Here is a 26,999-nt window from a genome sequence, read left to right as displayed (position 1 = left end):
ATGTCCAGATGCGCATCGTGGTCCTGTCCGGCGGGGTCGGTGGCTCCCGCTTCATCCGGGGGCTGCTCGCGGCGACCTCGCCCGACGACGAGATCACGGTGGTCGCCAACACGGCCGACGATCTCTGGCTGTTCGGTCTGCGGGTGTGCCCCGACCTCGACACCGTGATGTACACCCTCGGTGAAGGCATCGACGTCGAGCGGGGCTGGGGCCGCACCCAGGAGACCTGGAACGCCAAGGAGGAGCTGGCCGCCTACGGCGCGCCCCAGGCCTGGTTCGGGCTCGGTGACCGCGACCTGGCGACGCACCTGGTCCGGACCGAGATGCTGCGCAGCGGCGCCGGGCTGACCGAGGTCACCGACCGGCTCTGCCGGCGCTGGGCGCCGGGCACCGACCTCGATCGCGTCAGGCTGCTGCCGATGACCGAGGACGAGGTCGAGACCTGGATCTCCACCACGGTCGACGGCCAGGACGTCGACCTCCACTTCCAGGAGTTCTGGATCCGACACCGCGCGGAGGTGCCGGTGCGCGGTGTGACGCAGCGCGGCATCGAGACGTCCCGTCCGGCGCCAGGCGTCCGGGAGGCGATCGCCTTCGCCGACCTCGTGATCCTGCCGCCGTCGAACCCCATCGTGTCGGTCGCGCCGATCCTGGCCGTGCCCGGGATGCGCGATCTCCTGCGGGGTGGGGTCGCGCCTGTGGTGGGCGTCTCGCCCATCATCGACGGCGGGGCGGTGCGCGGCATGGCCGACCAGCTGCTGGCCGGCCTCGGCCTCGAGAACAGCGCTGCCGCGGTCGCCGAGCTGCACGGCGCGCGCTCGGGCGACGGCGTGCTCGACGGGTGGCTCGTCGACGAGGCCGACGCCGCGTCGCTGCCGCGGATCGCCGACGCTGGCATCCGCGCGAGCGCGGTCCCGCTGTGGATGACCGACGACGCGACCACCCGACGCCTCGCGGAGGACACCGTGACGATGGGCCGGGGGCTCGTCCGTGGCTGACACCGTGACGTTCACCCCGGTCGACGGCATCGGCGAGGTGCAGCCCGGCGACGACCTCGCCGCGGTCATCGCCGACCGCGTCGAGCTGGCCGACGGCGACGTCGTCGTCGTGACGTCCAAGGTCGTCAGCAAGAGCCTCGGACTCGCGACGACCCGCGCCAAGGACGACCTGCTGACCGAGCAGACCGACCGCGTCGTGGCCCGGCGCGACCAGACGCTGATCGTCCGCACGCACCACGGCCTCACGATGGCTGCTGCCGGCATCGACGGCTCCAACACCGCGCCCGGCACCCTGCTGCCGCTGCCCGCCGACCCCGACGGCGAGGCCCGTCGCCTCCGCTCACGTCTGCGGGACCTCACCGGGCGCACGGTCGGCGTCGTGGTCAGCGACACGGCGGGACGGGCCTGGCGGAACGGCCAGACCGACATCGCGATCGGGTGCGCCGGCCTCGTGCCGGTCGAGTCCTTCGCCGGCCGCGAGGACGCGCACGGCCAGCCGCTCGTCGTCACCGCGCCTGCGGTCGCCGACGAGGTCGCCGGGGGCGCCGAGCTCGCCTCGGGCAAGCTCGGCGGCCGCCCGGTCGTGGTCGTGCGCGGCCTGGCCTCCCACCTGCTCACGGCCGACGACGGACCCGGCGCAGCGGCGATCGTCCGCGAGGAGAACGGCGACCTCTTCGGCCTCGGCGCCCGCGACGCGGTCGTGGAGGCGCTGGCCGACTCGGGCTCCGTGGTGCGCGGCTTCCCGGCCACCGACGTCGAGGCCGCAGCCCTCGTGCACCTGGCCGGGGTGCCCGACGGTGTCGACGTGACGATCGGCGAGGTCGTCCTGGTGGAGTCGCCGGCCCGCCGGGCCGTGGAGGCCGGCATGTTCGTGCAGCGCCTGCTCGCCCTGGCCACGGCCCACGGCCGCGCGACGAAGGTCGACGTCCGCGTCACCGGAGCCTGAGGTGCTAAGGCCCGCCAAGGTCAGCCGACCCCCGGTGGTTGAGGTGCGAACGCCCGCCAAGGTCAGCCGACCCCCCGTGGTTGAGGTGCGAACGCCCGCCAAGGTCAGCCGACCCCCGGTGGTTGAGGTGCGAACGCCCGCCAAGGTCAGCCGACCCCCGGTGGTTGAGGTGCGAACGCCCGCCAGGGCGTGAGCCTCGAAACCCTGGTCAGAGCGCCATGAGCGTCAACCAGCGTTTCGAGGCTGGCGCGCCAGAGCGCACTCGAACTGGGGCACCTCCCACGACGAAGTCGTAGGGGGACAACCCACCGGTCGCGCGGTCAGGCCGTGCGTGCCTGCGTGTCGTGGTCCTGCAGCACAGCCGCAGTGTGCGGGCCGACACCGATCTCGACGGCCGCGGTCAGGTCGTCCAGGGTGTCGACGTCGCGACGGACGGCCAGTCCCGCACCCGGGACCCGGGCCAGGCCCAGACGTTCGTGCCGCGCGGCCGAGCCCGGCCCGTAGGCGGAGCGAAGGTGGTCCGGGGTCGACCCCGAGAGCAGGGTCGTGCCGATGTCGTCGGCGTCGGGCACGAAGGCCAGGTCGTGCTCGGCCAGCCGGGCCAGTGCGTCGTCGAGCGCCTGGGCGTCGAGGCAGGGCAGGTCGGCCGGCAGCACCACGAGCGGGTCACGCGGGGCCGTGCGCCTCGCCCACTGCCACCCGTGGTTCACCGCGGTGTTCAGTCCGCCGGTCGCCACGGCCGGCCGGTCGACCACCAGGGCAATCCCCCGCCGCCGGGTCTCGTCGACGAGACCTCGTTCGGCGGAGACCACCACGATCCGTTCGACGAGGTCCGACGCCATCGCGGCGTCCAGCACGTCGAGCGTGAACGCCCGGGCGAGTGACGCCCGGTGGGGGGCCTGCAGGCGTGACTTCGCGAGGTGCCACGGCTTGACGGGGACGATGGCCGTCCAGCCCGTCATGACGCGACCACCTCGGGCAGGTGCTCGTGGAGGGTCGTGCGCTGGGCTGCGGGCCGGCCGGCGAGCTGCGCCATGGCGACGAGCTCGCTGATCTCCTTGCGTGAGCCGTGGGTGGAGCCGGCCATGCGGCTGATGGTCTCCTCCATGAGCGTCCCGCCGAGATCGTTGACCCCACCGTTCAGGACCTGGGTGCAGGTCTCGGGTCCGAGCTTGACCCAGGAGCACTGGATGTTGTCGATCAGGCCGTGGAGGCGGATGCGGGCAACCGCGTGGACGGCCCGGTTGTCGCGGACGGTGGGACCGGGGCGGGCGACGCCGGCGAGGTAGATCGGGGAGCTCTGATGCACGAACGGCAGCGGCACGAACTCGGTGAAGCCGCCGGTCTGCTCCTGGATGCGGGCGATCACCCCGAGGTGGGTGGCCCAGTGGCCCGGGTGGTCGACGTGGCCGTACATCATCGTCGAGGTCGTGGGCAGGCCCACGGAGTGCGCCGTGGTGACGACGTCGATCCACTGCGCCGTCGGGAGCTTGCCCTTGGTCAGGATCCATCGGACGTCGTCGTCGAGGATCTCCGCCGCCGTGCCGGGCAGGGAGTCGACGCCCGCCTCTTTGAGGCTGACGAGAAGCTCATGGACCGAGAGGCCGGTGCGGGCGACGCCGTTCATGACCTCCATGGGTGAGAACGCGTGCAGGTGGAGGTCGGGCTCGGCGGTCTTGATCGTCCGGGCGAGGTCGGCGTAGTAGGTGCCGGGGAGCTCGGGGTCGATACCGCCCTGCACGCACACCTCGGTCGCCCCGAGGGCGACGGCTTCCGTCGCGCGAACGGCGACCTCGCCCAGCGAGAGGGAGTAGGCGTCGGCGTCGCTCTTGCGCTGGGCGAACGCGCAGAACCGGCAGCCGGTGTAACAGACGTTGGTGAAGTTGATGTTCCGGTTCACGACGTACGTCACCGCGTCGCCGACCGCGTCGTGACGCATCGCGTCGGCGAGCGAGCAGACGACCTCGAGTGAGGCACCGTCGGCGCGCAGGAGCGTCTCGGTCTGCGCGTGGGTCAGGGACGAGGGCACGGCCTCGGCCACCCGCAGGGCTGCCGTCACGTCGGTACCGAGCGCGGCACCCAGGAGACCCGGGGCGGTGCGGACCTTCTCGCCCTGCACTTTTTCACGCAGGACGGCCCAGTCGCCGTAGACCTCGTCGAAGTCACCACGGCGGTCGTCGGTGCGGCCGGTGGTGTCGATGCTGGCGTGCAGGTCGGAGCGACCGGTCGTCTCGAGTCCGCCGTCCGGTTCCTGCCACGGCAGACCCGCGGGTGCGGCGTCAGCGGCCAGCAGACCGTCACCACCGCGCAGGGCGTCGACGTGGCCGCGCAGGCGCGGGTCGACCCACGGGGCGTCCAGCAGCTCCGGGTGCGTCGTCAGACGGGGACGCAGCGAGACACCCTCCTCGGCGCAGACGTCGCGCAGCGCGTCGATCTGGGGCCAGGGCCGTTCGGGGTTCACGTGGTCCGGCGTGACCGGGCTGACGCCACCGAAGTCGTCCACGCCCGCCGCCAGCAGCGCACGGCACTCGCTGAGGTCCACCAGGTTCGGCGGCGCCTGGATGCGCACGGACGGGCCGAGGACGACCCGAGCGGTCGCGACGGCGGCGAGGTACTCGTCCAGACCCAGATCGTCGACCGACCGCATCGCGGTGGCGTCCTTGGCGCGGAAGTTCTGCACGATGACTTCCTGGATCGACCCGTGCTCGCGATGCACTGCCCGGATCGCGAACAGCGACTCGGCCCGCTCGGTCAGCGTCTCGCCGATCCCCACGAGGATCCCCGTGGTGAACGGGATGCCGAGGCGGCCGGCGTCCTCCAGGACCCGCAACCGCACCGCAGGATCCTTGTCGGGGCTGCCGTAGTGGGGCTGGCCCCTCTCGGTGAACAACCTCGTACTGGTGGTCTCGAGCATCATCCCCATCGACGGGGCGACCGGCTTGAGGCGGTTCATCTCGGCCCAGCTCATGACGCCGGGGTTCAGGTGCGGCAGCAGCCCGGTCTCCTCCAGCACCCGGATCGCCAGCGCTCGCACGTACTCCAGGGTCGAGTCGTAGCCGGCCTCGGCGAGCCACTGCTTGGCCTCGGGCCACCGGTCCTCCGGCCGGTCACCCAACGTGAACAGCGCCTCGGTGCATCCGTGCTCGGCACCAGCGCGGCAGATGTCCAGTACCTCGTCGAACGTCAGGAACAGGCTCTGACCGTCGCGCTCGAGCTGCGCCGGCGTGGCCACGAACGTGCAGTAGTGGCACCGGTCGCGGCACAGCCGGGTCACCGGCACGAACACCTTCGGCGAGTACGTCACCGTCCCCGGCCGACCCACCGCCGCCAGCCCGGCATCTCGCACGCGGGCGGCGACCGCCATCAGCCGGTCGAGCCACTTGTCCCGGGCGCCGAGCAGCGACGTTGCCTCGGCGACGTCGAGGCTCTTGCCGGCCTCCGCCCGCAGCACCGCGCGGCGCACCTCACGCTCGGCAGGGAGCGCGGCAGGCGACCCGGCACGGACGTCCGGGAACGGCAGCGAGGAGGTAGGCATCCCGGATCTACAACCCGCGGCCGGTGATGCGGATCCCCGCATGAGTCTGGTGACGGCGGTTGATCGCGATCAGGTTCGCCGTCAGCTTCTCCACCTGTCCAGCATTGACCAGACGCCCTCCGAAGAGGCCACGCACCCCCGGGATGGCGTCGGCCAGTGCCTGCACGAGCTCGACGTCGTCGCGCTCCTCACCCACTACCAGCACGTCGGTGTCGACCTCCATCTGGGACAGGTCCGCCAGCACGACCGCGGACACGTTGTGGAACGCGCCCACGACCCGCGACCCCGGAAGGACCGCCTGCGCCTGCTGCGCCGCACTGCCCTCGGCCACCTCCAGGGGGAACGGACCGGTCTTGCCGAACCCGATCGGATTGACGCAGTCGATCAGCACCTTGCCCTCGAGCTCGGGCGCCAACGACTCGAGGAGCTCGCCGTGGCCGTCCCACGGCACCGCTGCCAGCACCACCGTGGACTGTGCGGCGCACGATGCGTTGTCCGCGCCCGACACCCGTGCGCCGTCGAACCCCGCAGCCGTGACCAGGTGGGCCACCTCCTTCGCGGCGACCTCGGCACGGGCCGCGTCACGCGAGCCCAGCACCACCGGGATGCCGGCCGAGGCCCAGCGCAGAGCCAGACCACGCCCTTGCGCGCCCGTGCCGCCCAGCACTCCCACCACCACACCGTCGAGCACACCCATCGCGTCCAGCTCCCTTCCGTCCCGTTCCTCGCTCACCAGTCTCCGGCTCTCCACCCACCACCACGCGTTCCGGTCGTCACCAGAGGGACTCGCCCCCGTCGACCACCAGGTTGGTCCCGGTGACGAACCGGGATGCGGGCGAGGCGAGGTAGAGGGCCGCCTCGGCCATGTCGTCGGTGCGGCCCACGCGACCCATCGGCACGTGTTCGAGCATCCGGTCGCGGACGTCGGTGTTCGCCGAGGACAACGGCGTGTCGGTGATGCCCGGGGACAGCACATTGACTCGGACCCCGTGAGGAGCCAGCTCGTAGGCGGCCACACGCGCCATCTGGTTGAGGCCGGCCTTGCTGGCCGCATAGTGGGCCGTCCCGGGCCGAGCACCCAGACCTCGGATCGAGGAGACCGCGATGATTGAGCAGTCACCCTCACCTTCTTGCGCCACCATCCGGCGTGCCGCGCCCTGGACACAGGCGAAGGTGCCCGTCAGGTTGAGCCCGATCGTGCGGTCCCAGACCTCGGGGGTGATGTCCAGGAAGGACGCGAGCGAACCGCTGCCGGCGTTCGCGACGAAGACCCCGAGCCGTCCCAGATCGCCGACCCGCGCGAACAGCGCCTCCACCGAGCTGCGGTCGGCGACGTCGAGCTGCTGCATGGCCACCTCGCCGGTCCGGCCGGGCACGGCCTCGAGCTGCTCCACCGCGACCGCGAGCGCGCGCTCCTCACGGGCAGCGACCAGAACGTCGCCACCGGCCTCGGCGAAGCGGCGGGCGATGCTGAGCCCAATGCCCTTGCTGCCTCCCGTCACGACGCACCACTGACCCACCAGCGGTCGTGTCGTCTCGCGAGCCGCTGCCGGTGCACTCGTGCTCGTGCTCGTGCTCGTGCTCGTGCTCGTGCTCGTCACAGCTTGCTCAGGACGTCGCGGCCGCCGATGGTCATCGCCACCGCCACTCCCGCCCCGGTGACGACCGTCATGATGATCGAGACCGCAGCGACGGTCGGATAGGCCCCGTTGCTCCAGAAGTCGTACACGACCGTGCCCATGACCTGGGTCATCGGCGATCGCACGAGCATCGACGCCGAGAACTCGTGGGTCAGCAGCACGAACATGAGGGCGACGGCACCGCCGATGCTGCCTCGCAGCAGCGGCAGCATGATCAGGACGTGCGTCTTCAAGCGCCCGGCGCCGTTGACCCAGGAGGCCTCCTGGTAGCTCGACCCGAGCGCGAGCATGCCGTTCGTCATCATGCGCGTCGCGAAGGGCAGCATCAAGGTCGCGTACACGAGGATGATGACCCACGTCGTGCCGTACAGCACGAAGGGCGGCTCGGAGTAGGTGAGCAGGAAGCCGGCGCCGAAGATCACGGCCGGGATCCCGAGCGGCAGCGCCACCAGGAAGTCCAGGAGCGAGCGTGCCACCGGCATGCCCCGGCGGTAGAGCAGGATCGCCGAGATCGCGTACCCCAGCGGGAGGACGATCGCGACGGCGGCGATGGAGGCCACCAGGCTCGTCACGATCGACTCGATGATGTTCGGCGACTGCAGGGCTGTGCGGAAGTTGTCCAGGGTGAAGCTGCCGGGGTCGATCGAGGCGTTCCAGAAGGGCGACAGCGCCACGATGAGGAGCCCGGTCATGGGCAGGACGACGGCCACGAGTCCGTAGAGGACGATGAAGCCCGCTGCCCAGCGCGAAGGCCGCTGTCGACGGACGGTGCCCTTGCCCCCGTGTGTCACGAAGCGGGTCTGGTCGCCGATGCCGAGCTTCTGGGCGATGACGATCAGGACGCCGAACAGGAGCAGGGGCGAACCCAGGGCCGCCGCGCCCGCGTAGTCGACGGGGATCTGCGACGTCGAGAAGTACATCTGCGTCGTGAGCACCCGGATGCCCTGGTTCGTCCCGAGCAGGAGAGGCGCCGTGAACTGCCCCAGCCCCAGCAGCAGGCCGACTCCGGCACCGTAGATGAGCGAGGGTCGCAGCAGCGGAAGGACGATCTTGAAGAACACGCCGAGCCCCGACGAGCCGGCGACGTGGGCGGCCTCGAGGTGGTCGGCACTGATGTTGGCCATGCCGGCGCTGACGAACAGGTAGATGAACGACGTGAGGCCGAAGCCCGTGATGATGACGATCCAGGGCAGGGAGTACACGTCCACGGGGCCGGACTCGAGGTGGTCCCACCACGGGAGGTTGCGCAGGGCGGCGTTGAGGTAGCCCGGTCCCGGGGACAGCAGGAACGCCCAGCCGACCACCATCGCGATTGCCGGGAGGACGATCGGGATGATCGGGATCGTGCGCAGGAAACCGGCGCGCTGCGGGAGACGGCTCGCGGCATAGGCCAGCGTGGTGCCGAAGACCATCGCGACGACCATCGAGCCCAGGGCGAGGTACACCGTCCGCCACAGCAGTTCGGCGAGCGCCGGGGTGTCGAGGGCGCGTTCGTACCCGGCACCCCCGTCCTCGAAGGCCAGGCCCTGGAGGCGGATCAGGGGCATGCCCACGAGGTACGCGACGACCAGGAGCAGGGCCCACACGCCGAAGCGTCGTCGGGCCCTGGCCCAGGCCATCGACTGCGCCACCGGCATCGGCCGATCCGGAGTCGTCTCGGGCCGCTCCTCGAGCGCGACACTCATGCGATCTGCTCGTGCAGCTCGGCCTGCGGGAGCGCCCGCTCAGTCTCGGTGTGGAAGTAGCGCGCGCGGTCGGCCTGCAGTCGGACCGTGACGCGGTCGCCGGTCGCCACCCGGCCGCCCGGGGCGCTGACGTCGACCCGCGCCTGGAGTCGCACCCCGTCCGCGTCGAGGGTCACGTCGACGTGCGCGCCGCCGTAGACCGTTCCCGTGACGGTGGCCGCGAGCGCGATGGTCGGCTCGGCGGACGCCGGGGTGTTGAGGGTGACCTGGTCGGGCCGGGCGCGGGCGATCACGTCGCCGGTGTCGGAGTCGATCGGGAGCCGGATGGGCTCGCCGCCCGCTGCGGCCCAGCCGTCCGCGGTCCGAGACAGGACGATGCGGTTCGACATCCCCATGAACTCCGCGACGTAGTCGGTGTCCGGGCGGTCGTAGACCTCCTGGGGCGTCGCACACTGCTCGATGCGTCCGGCGCGCATGATCGCGATCCGATCGGCCAGGGCGAGTGCCTCGTCCTGGTCGTGGGTGACGAAGACCGACGTGAAGCCCAGGCGCGCGTGGAGCGAGTGCAGGTCGGCACGCACCTGCATGCGCAGCTTCGCGTCGAGGTTGCTGAGCGGCTCGTCGAACAGCACGAGGTCAGGGCGCGCCACGAGTCCTCGCGCCAGGGCGACCCGCTGCTGTTGGCCGCCGCTCAGCTGGCTCGGGTACCGGTCGAGGAGATGGCCGCAGTCGACCATGTCGGCCACCTCCTCGACCCAGCCACCTTTGAGGCCCTCGCCGATCTTGCGGACCTTCAGGGGATAGGCGATGTTCTTGCGCACCTTCATGTGGGGCCACAGTGCGTAGGACTGGAACACCATCCCGACGCTGCGCTTCTCCGCCGGGACCTCGAGCCGCTTCTCACCGTCGAAGACCGTGCGCCCTCCGAGCTCGATCGAGCCCGACGTCGGTGTCTCGAGTCCGGCGAGACACCGCAGGGTCGTGGTCTTGCCACAACCGCTGGCCCCGAGGAGCACCAGCAGCTCGCCCTCGCCGATCTCGAGGTGGAGGTCGTCGATCACGGCGTCGCTCGAGGCTCCGCCGAATCGCTTCGTGAGCGAGGTGATGGTGACGCTAGCCATGCGCTTTTCCGCTTTCTGCAGTCAGGTGGTCGAGGTCCGTGAGCTGCCGCTCAGCGGAACAGGTCGTTCCACTTGGCCTGGTACTCCGCGATGACCTCGGGCGTGATCTCCGTGAGGTCCAGACGGTGGACCGTGTCGGTCGTGGCGACGGTTCCGGGGACGTCGGGACGGATCGCCGCCGCGTTGCGGGCGATCTTGGACTGTCCCTCGACGCTCAGCATGTAGTCGACCAGGAGCTGTCCCGCGTTCGGGTGGGGAGCCTCGGCGACGACACCGCCGTAGAACACGGCCGACCACTGCTTGTCCTCGAAGCCCCAGTCGACCGGCGCTCCGGCTTCCTTCGCGTCGACCTGCGGTTCGACGTAGACCGCCGCAGCGATCTCACCGGAGGACAGGGCCTGCGCGGCCGGCAGTGCGCCGGGGTAGATCTTCGGCTCCTGGGCCGCGAGCTTCTCGGAGAAGTCCTCGCCGTAGAGGTCCTCGAGGTACAGGTAGAAGTCCACGAAGGCCGGGACGGTGGGCTCGGGGACGCCGATCTTGCCCTTCAGCTCCGGATCGAGCAGGTCCTCGTAGTTCTCGACCGTCGAGCCGTACTGGTCGGTGTTCCACGCGAAGGTGATGACGGTGGCGTCGACGTCGAAGTAGTTCTCGCCGCGCATGACGTCGACCTCGTCGAAGACGGGCGCGACGGGCTCGGCGAAGGTGCCGTCCTCGGAGTACTGCTGCATGACCGACTCGGTCGAGGTCACGACGACGTCGACCGACGGCTGGCCCGTCCGGACCTCGGCGTCGAGCTTCGGGAGCAGGTTCGAGTCGAGGTCACGGACGATCTCGACCGTGATCCCGTACTTCTCCTTGAAGCCCGCAGCGAAGTCCTCCAGCTGCGCGACACCTTGGCTGGAGTAGATCGTGACGGTGCCCTCGTCCTCGGCCGCTGCGACGACCGAGTCCCAGTCGCCCTCGGACAGCGTGCTGCTGGGCTCGTCGGACCCGCAGGCCGCCAGACCAACCATGGCCACGGCCGTCGTGGTCGCCAGAGCGATCCGCGTCAGCAGGTTCTTCTTCATTCGGACTCCTCGATCTCGGAAGCACCGCCAAGCCCACCGGTGTGAGTGGCGCCACAGTGAATGGGTGTGACCCTAGTCATAACCAACCGCCCCACGCAACCTATTTCTCCGGATGAATAAAGAAATACCTCCGGAGGAATAGGTATTTTTCTCGTCTCTAGCGGGCCCGCTCCCGCATCGTTCCCAGGGCGTCCCTCAACCGTTCGACCTGCACCTCGGCGGGGTCACTCGCCGACCACACCTGGTCGGCCCACACCACGACGTGGCGGTAGCCGGCCTCGACGCACGACACGACTCCGTCGGCGTCCGACCGGTCCGGACGCACGACCATCTCGAAGGAGGTTTCGTCGCGACCGCGCTCGTCCAGCAGGTCGAGCACGCGCCGCCGCAGGGCAACGGCCTCGTCCTGCGACAGCGAGCCGGAGGAGAACCAGCCGTCACCCACGGACGCCGCACGCTTGAGTGCGACGTCGCTGTTGCCCCCCATGATCAGCGGGACGTGGACCGGTTCCTCCACGACCTGGAGCGCGTCGAAGTCGAAGACCTTGCCGTGGTGCTCGACGAAGCCACCTCCGAGGCAGCTCCGGATCACCGTCACGGCCTCGCGCAGACGGCGACCCCGGTCGCCGAACTCGATGCCGAGCGCCTGGAACTCTTCCTCGAGCCACCCCGCACCGACGCCGAGGACGATCCGTCCGCCGGAGATCTCGTCCAAGGTGGCCAAGGCCCGGCTCACGAGGAGCGGATCACGCAGCGGCAGCACCAAGATGCCGGTCGCGAGCCTGATCCGCTCCGTCACGACCGCAGCGGCCGAGAGTGCCGTCAGCGGGTCCAGCAGATGGGTCCGCTCCTGCACGACCGGCCCGGAGTGGTGCTGCTTCTTCGCGGAGCCTGGGTGCACGCTCGTGTACTCCCGCGGATGGAACACGTGCTCGCCGAGCCACAGGCTGTCGACCCCTGCGGCGTCAGCGGCCCTGGCGAGCGCCAGGAAGTTCGCCATCGACAGGTCGTAGGCGGACAGTCCGAGCTGCAGGATCGGAGCTTCCCGGGGCGTGCTCATGCCTGGTCCGCCGGTTCGGTCGTGGGGTGTCGCCTCATGGGGCTTTCCTGTCTCTGCGGGGGTGCTGCCCGGGTACCGTCCTCGGGCGTCCGGCGCTGGCACCCGACGGGGTGACCTGCGACACAGGCACCGTAATTCTCATGATGAACTCCGTCAACCGGCATGCCGGCGGTGAGGGGCGCCGGGGTGCCCGATACTGGGCCGACAGCACTCCAGGAGGTCGCATGAAAGACGATGCCGATGAGACCCGCCCCGGGCTCCCGATCGAGTACCGGTCCGGCGACCCGCTGGCGAGCGACGGACCTGGTTCGTCCCACGGCCGGACCCCGAAGGCCTCGGAGACCTTGGCCGAGCGCATCATCGTGGACATCGTCAGCAACGGCTACCGCGTCGGCGACCGACTGCCGGCCGAGTCGGACATGCTCCAGGACGTCGGCGGCAGCCGGGAGACGCTCCGCGGAGCGCTGCAGATCCTCGAGGCGCAGGGCATTCTCGACATACGGCGCGGTCCGGGCGGCGGACCCTTCGTCAACGCCCTCAACGCCGGCTACCTCGCGCGGACGTCAGCCCTCTACTTCCACCTCGCCGGCGCCACGTACGACGAGCTGTTCGAGTCGTGGGCATCGATCGAGCCCCTCATGGCGGCAAAGGTCGCCTCGCTCCCAGACCGGCGCTGGAAGCTCACCCGGCTCAGTCCGTTCCTCGACTACGACCCGCTGCAGCACTCCCGCGGCGAGATGATCACCGATCTCACCGACTTCCACGCGGTCGTGGCGACGATGGGTGGCAACCGTGTCCTGACTCTCCTCACGCAGTCGGTCAACCACATCGTGGTCCACCAGGTGCTCCAGCGGGTCGACCCCACCGAGCACGGCACGACGATGGCCCACTCGCACCACGAGATCGCCCGGGCCCTCGTCGACGGTCACGCGACAAAGGCACGCCGCCTGACGGAGGCCCACATCCGCGAGGTCATCGGCTGGTCCCGCGAGGCCCGGCCCGAGCTCATGGACGAGCTGATCGAGTGGCGCTGACGTCGCCCCGCCCGGTGGCCCCGACCGACGTCAGCCGGTGACGTCCCACTCGAGCCAGAGGTCCTCCAGGCCGAGCTGAGGGCCGGTCTCGCGCAGGTCGTCGACGTCGACGGCGCGGTAGTGCGGGATGCGCTTGTGCCACTCCTCGAGCGCGATGTTCATCTCCCGACGGGCCAGGTGCGTGCCGAGGCACTTGTGCGGCCCGGCCGCGAAGGCGAGGTGGCCCGTGGCGTCGGTGCGGGTGAAGTCGACCTTGCCCGGGTCGGCGTACTTCGTCTCGTCGCGGGTCGCCGACGGCACCGTCAGCATCGCCATGTCGCCGGCCTTCATGGGGCAGCCGTGGAACTCGGTGTCCTGCACGATCTTGCGACCGTCCATGACGATCGAGTAGACGCGCACCATCTCCTCCACGGCCACCGGGATCAGCTCGGGCTCGTCGACGATGCGCTGACGGTCGTCGGGGTTCTCCGCCAGGTGCAGCATCATGTAGCCGAGCTGGCTCTTGACGGTGTCGAGGCCCGCGAGCACCAGCACGCCGCAGATGTTGAGGAACTCCTCGTCGCTGATCGGGACGTCGCCGATGCTCGCCCGCGAGAGATCGGTGAAGAAGTCCTCCTCGCGCGGGGTGGCCTTGCGGTCGGCCAGCAGGTCCACGAAGTAGTTCCGGATCCCGGCCTGTGCGTCGGCCATGGCCGTGGTGGCGTCGCCGTCCTCGGCACCGAGTCCGCCGAAGACCGTCTCGACCCACGGCACGAACTTGGCCGAGTCCTCGTGGGGAAGGCCGAGGATCTCCAGGAAGACCTTGGTGGGGTACTCCTTGGCGAACGCGTTGACGAAGTTGACGCGGCCGTCGTTCACGAAGGAGTCGATGAAGTCGATCGCGTGCTCGCGGATGCGGTCCTCACGCTCGCGGATCGCCCGCGGCGAGAAGGGTGCGTTGAGCACGCGGCGGTAGAGCTTGTGCTTGGGCGGGTTCTCCATCGTGGGGATCCAGTGCCAGTCGGGATCCGGGACCGTGGGGATCGTCGCCTCGCTGCTGAAGACCTCGTGGTCGTGGAAGGCGTCGCGGACCGTCTCGTCGTTGAGCAGCATCCAGAAGCCACCGCCGTAGGTGTTCCACACGATGGGCGAGAGAGCACGGATCCGGTCGAGCTCCTCGTGGTACGAGTGGATCGGCAACGGCTGGTTGAAGTCGAAGTTGACGACCGGGCAGCCGCCCTTCTGCTGGCCCTCGAGGACCTCGATCAGGGGCGTCTCAGACATGCTGGCCCGCCGTCCTGGCCGTGGCCGCGAGGGAGCCGAGCTGGACGGGACGCTGCTCGATCGTGCCCACCCCGAAGTGGAGCCGGCGGATGAGCCAGTCGTCGGCGACGAGCTCGAGCTCGGCGTCGTAGCGGCAGTTCATGACCATCGCGGTGTCCGGGGTGTCGGCCGCGACCTGGGTCGCCGTCAGGTAGGCGACGGCCGTAGCGCGGTCGCCGTCGACGTCGGCCGTCATGACGGTCAGACCGTGCTGCTGCCAGACGAGGTGGGCCATCGCACCGATGACCCAGGCCGCGATCTCGGCGCCGCCGGTCAGCTCGGAGTCCTCGACGTACACGGCGGTCGCCTCGGGGTGGAACAGCGCCGCCAGCGCGGTCTGGTCCCCTCCGTCGCAGGCCACGGCGTACCGGCCGAAGACCTCGCGGGCCCGTTGGGCCTGGACCGCCTCACGCACCACCTGGTCGGACGTCGCGTCGCTCATCTGGGGATCCCTTTCCTCGTACCGAGTCACCGAACCGGCGCCCCGACCGCCAACGGCGGACGTGAGACGCCGGTCACAAGAACGTGACTTCGATTACATCGGTCCGCTGCGCCAAAGTCAATCCTCCGCATGAATATTCCTCATGATCTATTAACGTCATGACCACGTCGCGATCCCGGTCCGCCTGCGGCTCCGCCGCTCGTCCTGCCTAGGCTCGCCGCGAGCACCCGCACCCGAAATCGCCTCCAGGAGATCCCATGACCGAGACCGTCGACCTCGCGATCAGCGACGGCGTCGCCCACCTGACCTTGACGCGCCCCGAGTCGGCGAACGCGTTCGACCTGCCGACGGCCACCGCGTTCGCCGCCGCCGTCGACCAGATCGGTCGGTCGACCGACGTCGGCGCCGTGGTGCTGAGCGGGGCCGGACGACGCTTCTGCGCCGGCGGCGACGTCGCGAGCTTCCACGCCGCCGACGACCCCCAGGCCTACATCCGCGAGCTGGCCGACGTGCTCGACGGGGCCATGCAGCGCTTCGCGGCGCTGCCGGTGGCGACGGTCGTTGCCGTCCAGGGCGCGGCCGCCGGCGCCGGCCTCGGCGTCATGCTGGGCGCCGACGTCATCGTGGCGAGCCGGTCGACCAAGTTCGTCACCGCGTACGCCGGCATCGGGCTGACCCCTGACATCGGCCTGTCCTGGTTGCTGCCCCGCGCCATCGGTCAGGTGCGCGCCCTGGAGCTGCTGCTCACCGGCCGTGTCCTCGACGGGCCCACGGCCCTCGACTGGGGCCTGGTCACCGAGCTCGTCGACGACGACCCGCTCGCGCGCGCCCGGGAGATCGCCGCCACGATCGCCGCCGGCCCTTCCGAGGCGCTCGGCGAGGCGCGCCGCCTGGTCAGGACCGCCTGGTCGATCTCGCGGAGCGAGGCGGGCGACGAGGAGGGGCGGACCATCGCCGAACGGGTCGGCACCGACGAGGCCCAGGGCCTCATCCGCGCCTTCGTCGAGCCCGGCCGCTGACGCCGACCCCGGCGGCGGGTCCCGCGCCCGTGCTCATGCGTCGTAGTCGACGCCGACCTCGTCCGTCGTGGGGTGCGACTGGCACGTCAGCACGTAGCCGGCCTCGATCTCGGCCGAGCCGAGCGCGAAGTTCTGGTCCATCACGACGGCCCCCGTTTCGACCTTGGCCCGGCAGGTTCCACAGGCGCCACCGAGGCACGCGTACGGAGCCTTGAGCCCCGCCTTCAGCGCGGACTCCAGGACCGTGTCGCCGGCGTCCAGCGCGACCCGGTGCTGCTCGCCCCGCAGGGAGACATCGACCGTCGCCGGGGCGAAGCCGTCGGCGGACCCGGTCCTCGAGAACCCGTGGAACAGCTCGACGTGGACCCGGTCGGTCTCGACGCCCTCCTCCAGGAGGAGGTCGCGCAGCTCGGCCACCATGTCGACCGGTCCGCACAGGAACCACTCGTCGACCCCGGCCGCGGCCAGCTTGGCCTGGAGGAACGTGGCGAGCCGGGCACGGTCGATGCGGCCACGCAGGTTGGCCGGGTGTCGCGGGTCGCGGGAACGGACGTGGACGATGCGCAGCCGGTCGGCGTAGCGCGCCTCGAGGTCCTCGAGCTCGGCCCGGAACATCGTGCTGTCGGCGTCGCGGTTGCCGTAGATCACCGTGAAGCAGCTCTCGGTCTCGACGGCCAGGGTCGTCTGCACGATCGAGAGCACGGGGGTGATCCCACTGCCGGCCACCACGGCGACGTAGTCCTTGGTCGCCAGGGGTTCGACCGGGGTGCCGAAGGAACCGCTGGGCGTCATGACCTCGAGGCGGTCGCCCGGCCGGAGCTGTTCGCTCGCGAAGGTCGAGAACGCACCACCCGGGAGGTGCTTGACGGCGATCGAGAGCACGTCCGAGGTGGCCGGGGAGCAGATCGAGTAGCTGCGCCGGACGTCCTCCCCACCGAGGTCGGTGCGGATGCTGACGTGCTGGCCGGCCTCGAACGAGAACTCCTCGCGCAGCTCCTCGGGGACGTCGAAGGTGATCAGCACGCTGTCAGGCGTCAGGCGGTCGACGCTGGCCACGGAGAGCTCGTGGAGCTCCGCGGCACGGGCCGACGAGCGCTGCGGCATCCGCACGGGCAACAGCCGGGCGAGCCGGCCGTTCAACGCCTTCCAGTCGCGGTACTCCTCGGCGTCGAGCTCCTGGCCGAAGACCGTGCCGATCGCGGCGTCGCGCTCGAGGTAGGCCTCCTCGTTGCGGCGCCACGTCGCGACGTACCGGTGGAACGGGATGGACGGGTGCAGGTGGTGCACCAGGTGGTAGTTCTGCGAGAGCAGCAGCGGCGTGAGCACCCACTCGGCGCCGACGCGGTTGCGCGTGGCCCGGTACCGGTTCTCCTGCTGGGTGTCCTCGAGGTCGTGGTGGGGCAGCCAGTCGAACCACCAGGCCAGGACGAACACCGCCACCCGCTCCGGGATCAGGTACAGGACCGCGAGGGTCCAGAAGTGCCCGGTCAGCGCGGCGGCGACGACCACGCTCGTGGTCACCGCGACCAGCGACACCGTCTCCAGGACCTCGGCCCGCGGCCGGCTGCGGACGTGGCGGATGAGGAACCCGATGTACGGCAGGTCCATCAGGGCGAAGCGCACCGGCAGCTGCCACCGCGGTCCTCCCGTGACGAAGTGGTCCGGGTCGTTCTCGCCGTCGTTGGTGTTGCGGTGGTGCTCGATGTGGATGAAGGCGAAGGACGTGAAGGAGATCAGCGGCGAGACGAAGAACATCGCGACCCGCCCGAATGCGACGTTGACCCACCGGTGGGTGCTCACCGAGTAGTGCGCGGCGTCGTGCAGCACCGTGAACAGGACGAAGATCGCGGCGGCGCTCAGCGCGATCGTGGCCGGGGCCGGGAGCCGGTCGGTCGCGGCCGCCCACGTGGACGCGGAGAAGAGGGCGATCGCCCCGGTGAAGATGCCGACGATCGGCCAGGAGATCGTCGGGATCCGCTCTCCCGGGTCGGGCAGCGCCTGGCGTGCCGTGGTGGGGACCGTCGGGCCGGTGATCGCTGACATGTCCCGCAACCTACGAACCGCGCGCCGTCGCCTCCAGTGCTGTCACGCCCATCGAGGTGTGCGCTCCGCACATCCGGTCAGGAGTGATCGGGGTCCGGCGCGAGGACCGCCGGCCCCAGCGCCTGCACCAGCCGCAGGGCCGCGTGGAGCTCGGCCACCCGCTCCGTCGCCGGGCGGGATCGGCGCTCCTCGGCGCGCCGGAGCCGCTGCAGGACCGTGTTCCGGTGCACCCCCAGCGCCTCGGCGGCCGCGGCGAGACCACCCTGTGCGTCGAGCACCGCCAGGAGGACCTGCCGCTCCTGCTCCTCGCGCCTCCCGTCGACCGCCAGCGCGCCGAGCTCCGCGGCGACGAAGGAGCGCGCGAGGTCCAGGTCGACGCTCATCGCGTCGGCCAGCGCGATCTCCGCGTAGGTCGTCACGGCCGCTCCCCGACCGGAGAGCTCGACCACGCGACGCGCCCGCTGCGCCTGCTGGTGCGAGGCCCGGAAACCGCTGGCGCCCGATGCCGGCGTCCCGATCGAGACCTGGATCGACCCCGGGACCACGTCACCGAGGCCCCCCAGGAGATCGGCGAGGTCCGGCGCGACCGGCGTGGCGACCCAGCCCCACAGGGCCTGCACCCCGTCGGGCACGAGCAGCGGGTGCCGCGACCCCAGGACGGCGCCCACGGCACCGCCGAGGCGCAGGAGATCGACGTCCTCACGCCCGGTCCAGCACACGAAGGCCGTCTGCCATGGCGTGAGCCGGTGCGACAGCGTCTGCTCCGCGCGACGGAGGTCGACGTCGTCCCCCTCGACCAGCGCGCGCACGGCATCGGTCCGGGCCGCACGAGCGCGGTTCTGGATCCGCTCCAGCTCGGCCACGTACTCGGCCGCGACCTCGCTGGAGACCCGGTCGACGTAGGCGAACGCGTAGCGCTGGAGGTCGGCAACCACCGGCAGCGCCAGGGCCGGGTCGGGCACGAGGCCGACGATCTGCGGCAGGACGCGTTCGCTGAAGTAGGCGTGGCCGATGCGGTAGAAGCGCAGCATCACGTCGACGCTGTAGCCGCGGGTCGCCATGGCGCGGGCGTGCTCGAGCGCGGTCACGGGTGCGGTCGCGGCGCCGACGTCGATCCCGTGCCGGATCATCGACAGCGCCGCCTCGAGGTTCGACGAGCACGAGCCCAGGGTCAGTCCGCGCAGCTCGTCGTCGGCCCCCGCCTCCGGGATCCGCTCGACGATGAAGGCGAGCATCGCGTCGGCGTGCACCGTGACGTGCACGGAGAGATCGGCCGCCACGGCGCGCATCGACGCGACCACCGCAGGCGGCAGACCTGCTCCTGCCTCGGTGCCCGTGCCCATGGCGCGAGACTAGCGGCGCCTCGACCCCGGCGGGTCCGGTCGGAGTGGACGTGCGCGCCCAGGCCCGGGTCCGTAGCGTCGGGGCATGAAGAAGCCGAGCTACAGCGCCCTGATGTCCGCAGCGACCGCCGGTTATGCCGTGTTCGCGCTCGCCAAGCCGCGCCACCTCGGCGCCGCGCTCACCACCAGCCCGCTCAAGCAGCCCGACTACGACGTCGTCGCCCGCCTGTTCGGGCCTCGCGACCTCGCGATCAGCTCGATGGCACTGTTCGCCCCGTCGGCTCGGGTGCGCGAGCAGGCCATGGTCGCCCGGGTCGCGCTCGACCTCACCGATGCTGCGCTGCTCAGCCGCGAGGCGACGCACACGGCCGGCAAGGCCAAGGTCCTCGCCGCCACGCTCACCTGGGCCGCCCTCAACGTCGCGGCGATCCGGGCCGACCGCAAGGCCTGACCCGCTGACCGCCGGCGGCCCTCAGGAGTCGTCCGGCTCCTCGTGCAGGCAGAGGGCGAGCACGACGACGTCGTCGGTGTTGCCACCGGGGGTGGATCGCTCGCCGACGAGCTCGGCCAGGACGTGGTCGACGAACTCGCCCAGGCCGTCTGGGGCGCCTGCGGCCGCTCGGATGAGCCGCTGCTCGGCCTCGTCACCGCGGTCGCTGGCGCGCTCGATGAGTCCGTCGGTGTAGAAGAGGACGACCGAACCGGCCGGCAGCAGGAACGTGGCGTCGTGCCGACGGCGGGTGAGCCCGAGACCCAGCAGGGGCCCCTGGGCGAACGGCGGGTCGAGGAAGACGACCTCGCCCGTGGGGAGCCGGGTCAGCGGTGGCGGGTGGCCCGCCGATGAGAGCGTCAGCGTCCAGGTGGGTCCGCGGTCGGTGCTCCGGCCGACCTCCTGCGCGGCGTCGCCCAGCCCGATCCGCGAGAGGCGACCCGTCGACCCCGGATGGTCGGTCGCGACCGGGTCCAACCCGTCGCCGGCCCCGACGAGGAACGAGTCGGCCGTGGACGAGCCCGCCGAGGCGGACGGGAACCGGATCGCCGACGCACGCGGCGGCTCCAGGTGGGCGAACGAGAGGGTCGCGAGACGCGAGAAGTCCTCGGGCTCGTCGCCGTCGTCGAGGGCGGGCCCGGTCCCCGGGGCGCCGGGGGGTCGCGAAGCCAGCGTGGTCGTGTGCGAGACCAGGCGGTCGACCTGCTCGAGGATCGCGGCGGGCATGGCGCGCTGCGTCAGGGCCGTGGCGCGCAGGAGGCCCTTGAGCTGACCCATCGCTGCGGCGGCGTAGATGTCGTGCCCCTCGACGTCGCCCACGGCCACGCCGACGCCGCCGTCCGGGTACTCGAACAGGTCGTAGAAGTCGCCGCCGATCTCGGCGTCGTCGGAGCTCGCCAGGTAGCGCGCGTCGACGTCGAGCCAGTCGAGCTCGGGCAGGACCGGCAGCAGGCTGCGCTGCAGGGTCCGCGCGATGCGTGACTGGGTCACGTAGAGCCGCAGGTTCTCCAGGATCAGCCCGGTCCGGCGCCCGAGCTCGCGGGCGAGGGTGGCGTCGTCCTGGGTGAACGCGGGCCGGTCGGCGGTGCGGTTCAGGACGAGCACGTCACGGATCGAGTCGCGGCCGGTCAGACCGACGATGATCGCGGAGTCGACCCCAAGGGTCGTCTCGAAGCGCTGCAGGTAGCGACGGTCGGTGACGAAGCCGCGGGCCACGTCGCGACCCTCCGGCGACCCGACGTCGCCGATGAGCCGGATCGTCTCGGCGCCGAGCAGCGCGCGCACGAGCCCGCCGGGCGGCGTCAGCGAGCGGATCTCGCCCGCCAGCCGGTCGGTCGCCTCCGCCATCGCCTCGTCGCGGTGGCGGCTCAGGTGGTCGGTGACGTTGCCCCGCTGGTCGAGGTGGAACAGCGCGGCGGAGTCCGCGAGGTCGGGCACGATGAGGTCGAGCAGGCGCCCGCGCGCGTCGGACTCCTCGAGCTCGTCGGCCACCGCCTCGGTGGCCTCGGCCAGCAGGGCCAGGCGAGCCTGCGCCACCTCCGCGTCGGCCCGGGCCGCGCGCTCGGCCGCCAGGGCGCGGTCGCGCTCCAGGTCGGCGAATACCCGCCCACTCACGTCGGTCTGCACGCCGACGAAGTGCGTCACGACTCCGTCGGCGTCGCTGATCGGCGTGATCGTGACCTGGTTCCAGAACGCCAGCCCGTCCTTGCGGTAGTTCAGCACCGTCGCCACGACGGCCTCGCGGGCCTGGATCGCGGCGCGGACACGCGCGATCTCGTCGCGGTCGGTGGCCTCGCCCTGGAGGAAGCGGCAGTTGCGGCCCACGGCCTCGTCGAACTCGTAGCCGGTCGCCGCGGTGAAGGCCGGGTTGACCCACACCAGCGGGCAGTCGGGCTCGCGGGCGTCGGCCACCGTGAACGACAGGCCGGTCGCCAGCACGGCCCGCTGGCGTAGCTGGGCCTCCTGGTGGGCGATCGCCTCGGCCGCGACGACCCCGTCCGCGACGACCCCTCCCTCGACATGCCCCGTCTCCTCGACCGAGAGCAGGACCACCAGCGCGTGCGACTCCAAGACCGGAGCGCCCGCCATGGGGATGCCGATCAGCCACAGGGGGTCGCGCGACTCGCCCATCTCGCTGCGCCGGTGGGCGGTGACCGGCTGCCCGGGCACACCCTCGGCACGCAGCAGCCGGCTGAGCGGGTGGGCGGTGTCCTCGAGCTCGACTCCCGAGGGGTCGCGCAGGCCGGCGGAGCGCCCCCAGTCGTCGAGGCGCGCCGGCAGCTGCGCCGCCGGGGCGAGCTGGGTCGCGACGTCGTTGGCGTGCACGACCTCGCCAGATCCGAGGTCGACCACCAGGACGGCCAGCGGGGCATCGCCCAGCACGGTCCGCAGTCCGGCACGGGCGAGGCCCATCGCCTCGGTCCCGTTCTCCACCGTCTCCGTCACGCCCACCGCTCCAGCCACGTCGGTATGTCCACGACCCGTGCGCTCGAGCTCGCCCGGACATTCTTCCATCCGCCCCCGGGGACCGCCGGGCGACCTCGCCCCACGGTTTGGAGCGGCGCCACAGGCAGGAACGGTCATCCCGATGCTGCTCGGCCCCTCCCCGCCCTCAAGCCGCTCCCGCACCGCGGCCGAGATCGGGGTCCCCGCTCCCGGCGCAGTCGACGTGCGGAGGCGCCGGGTGGGGACGACCGTGGATGGCATGAGCCTCGACACGAAGAACCTCGCCCGCGTCACCGGCGCCTCCGCCGCGGTCGTGACGGCCCTGCAGGCCGGCACTGCCGTGCTCGCGCTGAGGGCGGGGCGCCGCGACTACGCCGACGGCGTCTGGGGTCCGGGACTCGCCGCGGTCGCGGTGACCAGCGCCGTGGTCGGGCGGGGAAACCCGGTGCGGCGCTGGGCGTTGGCGGGGGTCACCACCGCGTGGGCCGTCCGGCTGGAGCGCCTCATGGCCGACCGCCTGGCGAGCACCGACGAGGAGGACGAGCGGTACACCGAGTTCCTCGAGGGTGACTCGACCCCGGTCGTGCTCGCGAAGGTCTTCGGCACCCAGGCGCTCGCCCAGCTCGCGGTGTCGGCGCCGCTGCAGGTCGCCGCCGCCAGCGAGCTCCCACGGGGTGCACGGAAGTGGCTGTTCCCCGCCGGCCTGGCCGTCATGGTGGCGGGCGGGATCGTCGAGGCCGTCGCCGACCGGCAGAAGGCGGCCTTCATGGCGCGCAAGAAGCAGGCCAAGCAGGACGGCCCTGACGACGACGTACCCGAGGAGCTCGAGATCCTCGACTCGGGCCTGTGGGGCTGGTCCCGCCATCCCAACTACTTCGGCGACTCCGTCGTCTGGGACGGCGCGTTCATCGCTGCAGCCGCCTCCCCGCCAGCCGCGTGGACCTTCCCCGCCCCGATCGCGATGTCGTACTTCCTGATCTTCGCCACCGGCGCGAAGCGCACCGAGAAGCGCATGCAGGAGCGGCCCGGCTACCGCGACTACCAGCGCCGGGTCGCGTTCTTCCTGCCTCGGCCACCGCGGAAGGGCTGAACCGGGCCAGTCCGAGGGTCTCGAGGACCCGCTCGAGCGGCGACGACGTGCCGGATAACCTGCCACGGTGGACGTGCAGATCGAGGCGCTCGTCGTGGCGCCCCGTCACCGGATGGCCGGCCGGCCGCGGGACGGCCTGGCACCGGCTGTCGGCCCCGAGCACCCCACCACCGCGCAGGTCCGCGCTCACCTCGGGATCGTCGGCGACCGGTACTTCGGCACCCGCTCGGCTCGGGCGTCCGTCACGATGATCGCGGCCGAGAACATCGAGGACCTCGAGCGCGACCTGGGCGACACGCTGTTCGGCCCCACCTCGTTCGATCCCGTGCTCGCGCGGCGCAACCTCGTGGTGCGGGGCTTCGACGTGGACGCGCTCGTGCGGTGCAGCTTCACTTTGGACGCTGTCCACGGCCCGATCCGGTTCCGGTCGCTCACCCCCGCCAGTCCGTGTGCCTGGATGAACGAGGTCTACACCCCCGGCGCGCACCAGGCGCTGCGCGGACGCGCCGGCATCCGGTGCGAGCCCCTCGACGACGGCCGGATCTCGGTGGGACCGGCGACGATCACCGACATCGCGCCGCTGGCGTTGCACGAGCTCGCACGGCCGGGCGGTCGAGCCGGCGAGGCGACCCGGGCTCCGCGGCCCTGAAGCAGGAGATCGAGCGGCGACCGGGCGGGCGACGGTCGCCTCGTCCGGCCGACTTTGACCTCAACCGCTGTTGAGGTCCTACGGTCGGATGACACCCGCTCGACGAGAGGAACCACCCTGATGAGCTCGTACAGCTTGCCCGATCTGTCGTACGACTACGGTGCCCTGGATCCGCACATCTCCGGCAAGATCATGGAGCTGCACCACTCCAAGCACCACGCCACCTACGTGAAGGGCCTGAACACGGCCCTCGAGAAGCTCGAGGAGGCGCGCGACTCCGACAACTTCGGAGCGATCGCCGGCATCGAGAAGAACCTGGCGTTCAACCTGGGTGGTCACATCAACCACTCGATCTTCTGGAAGAACCTGTCCCCCGAGGGCGGCGACAAGCCCACCGGCGACCTCGCGGCCGCGCTCGACGAGAACTTCGGTTCCTTCGACAAGTTCCGCGCGCACTTCGAGCAGACCGCGCTCACGATCCAGGGGTCCGGCTGGGCCATCCTCGCGTGGGACTCCCTCGGCCAGAAGCTGCTCGTCGTGCAGCTCTACGACCAGCAGGCCAACATCCCGGCCACGCTGATCCCCATCACCCAGCTCGACATGTGGGAGCACGCGTTCTACCTCGACTACCTCAACGTCAAGGGCGACTACGTCAAGGCGTTCTGGAACATCGTCAACTGGGCCGACGCCCAGGAACGCTTCACCGCAGCCACCACCGGCGGCCAGATCATCTTCTGACCTGAGGGGTGCGGCTGCCCTGCAGCCGCACCCTACGTCGACGGGGAGGACGGCTCAGGCCCCGTCGCCAGCTCGGCCAGATGGTCGAGCGAGTTCGCCAGGTGGTCGCTGGGGAACGGCGGGAACTGCAGGTACTCACGAGGGCCGGGGCCCACGGCCGACCAGTCGTAGGTGTGGGTGACCTCGCACGCATCAGGCCCGAGGGGTCGAAGGTCGTACCGCCACGTCCACCCGCCGAAGGCGAGCTCGCCCGTGCTCGCGTCCTCGACGTACCCAGGCCGCCAGGCGATGGCGCGGTCCTGGTCGAACACGCACACCAGGTTGTGGATCTCGTAGTTCCCGTCCGGATGCCTCGGGTGGAACATGGTCATCCTGAACACCTGGCCGGGCGCCACGATGGGTTCGGGGTCGATCGCCTCGCACACCCAGCCGGTCCCGTCGATCGCCTCATGGTGGCCCGGGTCGGTCAGGACGGCGAAGACCTGGGCGGCGGACGCATCGATCCTGGCCCTCGCGTTGACCGTCTCCACGTTCATGTTGCCTCGACGGTACTGCGAAGGCCCGGGCATCCTCACGGATCTGTCCAGCGGCGCGGCCGTTGACAGTCCATCGGGCCCGAGCAATACTTGTTTGCGCAAGCATGTGCATGGGCCGGGTCATGGGCCGGGTCGGCCAGCCAACAGGTCCCGACAGAGCGCCGGGCCTGCCGATCACCGCGATGCGTCAGGAGCGACCAGTGACCGATCTGGGAGAGCTACGACGCATCCGCGGGGCCCGCGGCCCGCGGCGGCGGGCCGATCTCCGGCCACGCGATCGCGGACATCGCCTCGGCGAAGGCCTCGAGATCCAGGACCTGCAGATGATCCATGACGTGTCGGCGGACGCCCTCGAGGTGCGCCGGCCATGCTCCCCGCAAGCACTCCAGGCCCGCCGGCGTGATGGTCGCGACCTGCCCCCGGCCGTCGTCGGTCGACCGCGTCCGCTCCACACGGCCCTCGCGCTCCAGCCGCATGACCACCCGGGTGAGGCCGCTGACCGAGATGGCGACGTAGTTCGCCAGGTCGCTCATCCGCAACGACCCACCAGGGGCCTCGGACAGGTTCATCAGGACCGCGTACTCCGTGCGGTTGATGCCGTGGGAGCGCGTCAGGTCGGCGTCGAGCACGCGCGGGATGACGAGCACGGCCCGTGCCAGGGCCCGCCACGCCGCTTCCTCCTGCGCGGACAACGGCTCGGGATCCGAGGGCGTGTGCGGATCGACCATGGACGGTCACGCTAGTCGCCCACTGCTTGACGGAGCAAACACTTGCTCCTCGCGTCTCACCGAGCCACCCACCACGAAGGGACCAACGATGGACCAGATCGAGAGCATCGTCACCGCCCACCTCGACGCCTGGAACATGGCGGCGGGCCCACAGCGGGCCGAGGCCGTGGCGGCCGTGTACGCCGGCGACGTCTTCGTGGGCGAGCCCGGCGCGGCGCTGCGCGGACACGAGGGCGTGGCGCAGGCGATCGACGCCCTCCAGTCCCAGCTCCCCGACACCGCGATCAGCCGCAGCGGACCGATCCAGGTCGCCCAGGACCTGGTCACCTACGCGTGGTCGCTCGGCCCGGCAGGCGGGCCGGCCCTGGCCACCGGCCGCGACGTGCTCCTGGTCCGCGACGACCAGGTGGCCAGCCTCTACGTCGTCATCGACGCACCGTGACGATCCCCTCGCCCACCACTCCCCTCGATCCCCAGGAGCAGACATGACCGACATCCAGGTCGTCAACGACCCCAGCCACAAGCGCTACCGAGCCAGCGTCGACGGTGCCGATGCCGGATTCGCCGAGTACATCCTCACCGACGACCTGATCGTCTTCACCCACACCGAGGTCGATCGGAAGTTCGAGGGCCTCGGCGTCGGGTCGGCCCTCGTCCGGGCCTCGCTCGACGAGGTCCGCAGCGAGGGGAAGCGGAAGGTCCTCCCGCTGTGCCCCTTCTACAAGGGATGGATCGGGCGGCACCGTGAGTACGTGCCGATCGTGTACGGCGTGCCCGAGTCGACCGTGACCGACTGACATGGCGCGCAAGACGTATTCCGGACCGGTCGTCGGGGTCTCGTTCGACGGCGACGTGTGCCAGCACGCTGCCGAGTGCGTCCGTGGCATGCCGGCGGTCTTCGACGTGGACCGGCGTCCGTGGATCGATCCCGGCCAGGCCGACACCGAGAGCTCCGCCGAGGCCCTGCGGCAGGTCATCGGTCGTTGCCCGTCCGGCGCGCTCGAGGTCGTCGAGCACTGACGCGACCGAGGTGAGGTGGCGTCGGGGTACTTCGCGCGCACGTGCGAAGGCCTTGACGCCGCGGCCGC

General features: G+C 71.1%; 26 protein-coding genes. 11 read left to right on the top strand and 15 right to left on the bottom strand.

All coding sequences use genetic code 11. The annotated features are described in order from the left end of the window. Positions 1-8 precede the first annotated feature (8 nt). A complete protein-coding gene (cofD, locus tag V6S66_RS01395; protein WP_334204989.1) occupies positions 9-998 on the top strand; it encodes a 2-phospho-L-lactate transferase in 990 nt (329 codons plus the stop codon). Continuing rightward, positions 991-1,944: a coenzyme F420-0:L-glutamate ligase gene (gene cofE, locus V6S66_RS01390; protein WP_334204988.1), complete on the top strand. Its 954-nt coding sequence runs from the start codon at positions 991-993 to the stop codon at positions 1,942-1,944. Before cofD ends, cofE begins: the two co-directional genes overlap by 8 nt. Before the next feature lie 320 nt (positions 1,945-2,264). Here cofE and cofC read toward each other — a convergent pair whose 3' ends face one another. The 8 genes from cofC to V6S66_RS01350 form a co-directional block, all read right to left on the bottom strand. Next, entirely contained in the window at positions 2,265-2,906 is a 642-nt protein-coding gene (cofC, locus tag V6S66_RS01385) for a 2-phospho-L-lactate guanylyltransferase (RefSeq protein ID WP_334204987.1), read from the bottom strand. Then, a complete protein-coding gene (locus tag V6S66_RS01380; RefSeq protein WP_334204986.1) occupies positions 2,903-5,479 on the bottom strand; it encodes a bifunctional FO biosynthesis protein CofGH in 2,577 nt (858 codons plus the stop codon). Before V6S66_RS01380 ends, cofC begins: the two co-directional genes overlap by 4 nt. Before the next feature lie 7 nt (positions 5,480-5,486). Next, positions 5,487-6,212 (bottom strand): NADPH-dependent F420 reductase, encoded by a 726-nt coding sequence (gene npdG / locus V6S66_RS01375; protein ID WP_334204985.1) that lies wholly within the window; start codon positions 6,210-6,212, stop codon positions 5,487-5,489. A 40-nt stretch (positions 6,213-6,252) separates the two neighbouring features. Beyond that, the gene (locus V6S66_RS01370; protein WP_334204984.1) at positions 6,253-6,981 is read right to left on the bottom strand and encodes an SDR family NAD(P)-dependent oxidoreductase; all 729 of its coding nucleotides are present in this window, start codon (positions 6,979-6,981) and stop codon (positions 6,253-6,255) included. Positions 6,982-7,076: 95 nt separating this feature from the next. Further along, a complete protein-coding gene (locus V6S66_RS01365) occupies positions 7,077-8,804 on the bottom strand; it encodes an ABC transporter permease (protein WP_334204983.1) in 1,728 nt (575 codons plus the stop codon). Then, positions 8,801-9,925, bottom strand: a complete 1,125-nt coding sequence (locus tag V6S66_RS01360; protein ID WP_334204982.1) for an ABC transporter ATP-binding protein — start codon at positions 9,923-9,925, stop codon at positions 8,801-8,803. Before V6S66_RS01360 ends, V6S66_RS01365 begins: the two co-directional genes overlap by 4 nt. Before the next feature lie 50 nt (positions 9,926-9,975). Continuing rightward, positions 9,976-10,992, bottom strand: a complete 1,017-nt coding sequence (locus V6S66_RS01355) for an extracellular solute-binding protein (RefSeq protein WP_334204981.1) — start codon at positions 10,990-10,992, stop codon at positions 9,976-9,978. 157 nt (positions 10,993-11,149) lie between these two features. Further along, on the bottom strand, positions 11,150-12,052 hold the full coding sequence (locus V6S66_RS01350; RefSeq protein ID WP_334204980.1) for a TIGR03619 family F420-dependent LLM class oxidoreductase: 903 nt from the start codon (positions 12,050-12,052) through the stop codon (positions 11,150-11,152). A 224-nt stretch (positions 12,053-12,276) separates the two neighbouring features. Between V6S66_RS01350 and V6S66_RS01345 the strand changes: the two genes are divergently transcribed. Further along, entirely contained in the window at positions 12,277-13,086 is an 810-nt protein-coding gene (locus V6S66_RS01345; protein ID WP_334204979.1) for a FadR/GntR family transcriptional regulator, read from the top strand. Between the two features lie 30 nt (positions 13,087-13,116). Here V6S66_RS01345 and V6S66_RS01340 read toward each other — a convergent pair whose 3' ends face one another. Together V6S66_RS01340 and V6S66_RS01335 are read right to left on the bottom strand one after the other, a co-directional pair. Next, a complete protein-coding gene (locus V6S66_RS01340) occupies positions 13,117-14,349 on the bottom strand; it encodes a cytochrome P450 (RefSeq protein ID WP_334204978.1) in 1,233 nt (410 codons plus the stop codon). Continuing rightward, complete coding sequence (locus V6S66_RS01335) at positions 14,342-14,830, bottom strand: nuclear transport factor 2 family protein (protein ID WP_334204977.1); 489 nt, start codon at positions 14,828-14,830, stop codon at positions 14,342-14,344. The genes V6S66_RS01340 and V6S66_RS01335 overlap by 8 nt, the downstream gene beginning before the upstream one ends. A 257-nt stretch (positions 14,831-15,087) precedes the next feature. Here V6S66_RS01335 and V6S66_RS01330 point away from each other — a divergent pair, with 257 nt between their 5' ends. Further along, entirely contained in the window at positions 15,088-15,849 is a 762-nt protein-coding gene (locus V6S66_RS01330; protein WP_334204976.1) for an enoyl-CoA hydratase/isomerase family protein, read from the top strand. A 33-nt stretch (positions 15,850-15,882) separates the two neighbouring features. Here the strand turns inward: V6S66_RS01330 and V6S66_RS01325 are convergent, their stop codons facing one another. Both V6S66_RS01325 and V6S66_RS01320 read right to left on the bottom strand, forming a co-directional pair. Continuing rightward, positions 15,883-17,892 carry a fatty acid desaturase gene (locus V6S66_RS01325; RefSeq protein WP_334204975.1) on the bottom strand — a complete coding sequence of 670 codons (2,010 nt, stop codon included), beginning with the start codon at positions 17,890-17,892 and terminating at the stop codon, positions 15,883-15,885. 77 nt (positions 17,893-17,969) lie between these two features. After that, positions 17,970-19,235 (bottom strand): helix-turn-helix domain-containing protein, encoded by a 1,266-nt coding sequence (locus V6S66_RS01320; protein WP_334204974.1) that lies wholly within the window; start codon positions 19,233-19,235, stop codon positions 17,970-17,972. An 85-nt stretch (positions 19,236-19,320) separates the two neighbouring features. Between V6S66_RS01320 and V6S66_RS01315 the strand changes: the two genes are divergently transcribed. Further along, positions 19,321-19,686, top strand: a complete 366-nt coding sequence (locus V6S66_RS01315; RefSeq protein ID WP_334204973.1) for a hypothetical protein — start codon at positions 19,321-19,323, stop codon at positions 19,684-19,686. Between the two features lie 21 nt (positions 19,687-19,707). Here the strand turns inward: V6S66_RS01315 and V6S66_RS01310 are convergent, their stop codons facing one another. Then, positions 19,708-22,170, bottom strand: a complete 2,463-nt coding sequence (locus tag V6S66_RS01310; RefSeq protein WP_334204972.1) for a SpoIIE family protein phosphatase — start codon at positions 22,168-22,170, stop codon at positions 19,708-19,710. 259 nt (positions 22,171-22,429) lie between these two features. Between V6S66_RS01310 and V6S66_RS01305 the strand changes: the two genes are divergently transcribed. The 3 genes from V6S66_RS01305 (at position 22,430) to V6S66_RS01295 (ending at position 24,647) form a co-directional block, all read left to right on the top strand. Then, positions 22,430-23,260, top strand: coding sequence for a DUF1295 domain-containing protein (locus V6S66_RS01305; protein WP_334204971.1), 831 nt, complete (start codon positions 22,430-22,432; stop codon positions 23,258-23,260). A gap of 67 nt (positions 23,261-23,327) precedes the next feature. Further along, positions 23,328-23,909, top strand: coding sequence for an MOSC domain-containing protein (locus tag V6S66_RS01300; protein ID WP_334204970.1), 582 nt, complete (start codon positions 23,328-23,330; stop codon positions 23,907-23,909). 120 nt (positions 23,910-24,029) lie between these two features. Next, positions 24,030-24,647 carry a superoxide dismutase gene (locus tag V6S66_RS01295; protein ID WP_334204969.1) on the top strand — a complete coding sequence of 206 codons (618 nt, stop codon included), beginning with the start codon at positions 24,030-24,032 and terminating at the stop codon, positions 24,645-24,647. Positions 24,648-24,679: 32 nt separating this feature from the next. Here the strand turns inward: V6S66_RS01295 and V6S66_RS01290 are convergent, their stop codons facing one another. Then, the gene (locus tag V6S66_RS01290; protein ID WP_334204968.1) at positions 24,680-25,183 is read right to left on the bottom strand and encodes a hypothetical protein; all 504 of its coding nucleotides are present in this window, start codon (positions 25,181-25,183) and stop codon (positions 24,680-24,682) included. A 218-nt stretch (positions 25,184-25,401) separates the two neighbouring features. Further along, on the bottom strand, positions 25,402-25,911 hold the full coding sequence (locus tag V6S66_RS01285; protein ID WP_334204967.1) for a MarR family winged helix-turn-helix transcriptional regulator: 510 nt from the start codon (positions 25,909-25,911) through the stop codon (positions 25,402-25,404). Positions 25,912-25,999: 88 nt separating this feature from the next. Between V6S66_RS01285 and V6S66_RS01280 the strand changes: the two genes are divergently transcribed. From V6S66_RS01280 to V6S66_RS01270, 3 genes are read left to right on the top strand one after another with little or no spacing between them, the layout of a single operon-like run. Next, entirely contained in the window at positions 26,000-26,353 is a 354-nt protein-coding gene (locus tag V6S66_RS01280) for a nuclear transport factor 2 family protein (RefSeq protein ID WP_334204966.1), read from the top strand. A 43-nt stretch (positions 26,354-26,396) separates the two neighbouring features. Then, positions 26,397-26,708 (top strand): GNAT family N-acetyltransferase, encoded by a 312-nt coding sequence (locus V6S66_RS01275; protein WP_334204965.1) that lies wholly within the window; start codon positions 26,397-26,399, stop codon positions 26,706-26,708. Position 26,709: 1 nt separating this feature from the next. Further along, entirely contained in the window at positions 26,710-26,931 is a 222-nt protein-coding gene (locus tag V6S66_RS01270) for a (4Fe-4S)-binding protein (protein ID WP_334204964.1), read from the top strand. The last annotated feature ends 68 nt before the right edge of the window (positions 26,932-26,999 follow it).

It is taken from the genome of Aeromicrobium sp. Sec7.5 (assembly GCF_036867135.1).
In the GTDB taxonomy this organism is placed as follows: domain Bacteria; phylum Actinomycetota; class Actinomycetes; order Propionibacteriales; family Nocardioidaceae; genus Aeromicrobium.
The sequence above is the reverse complement of the archived record's forward strand: the minus strand, read 5'-3'. Positions and strand labels throughout refer to the sequence as shown.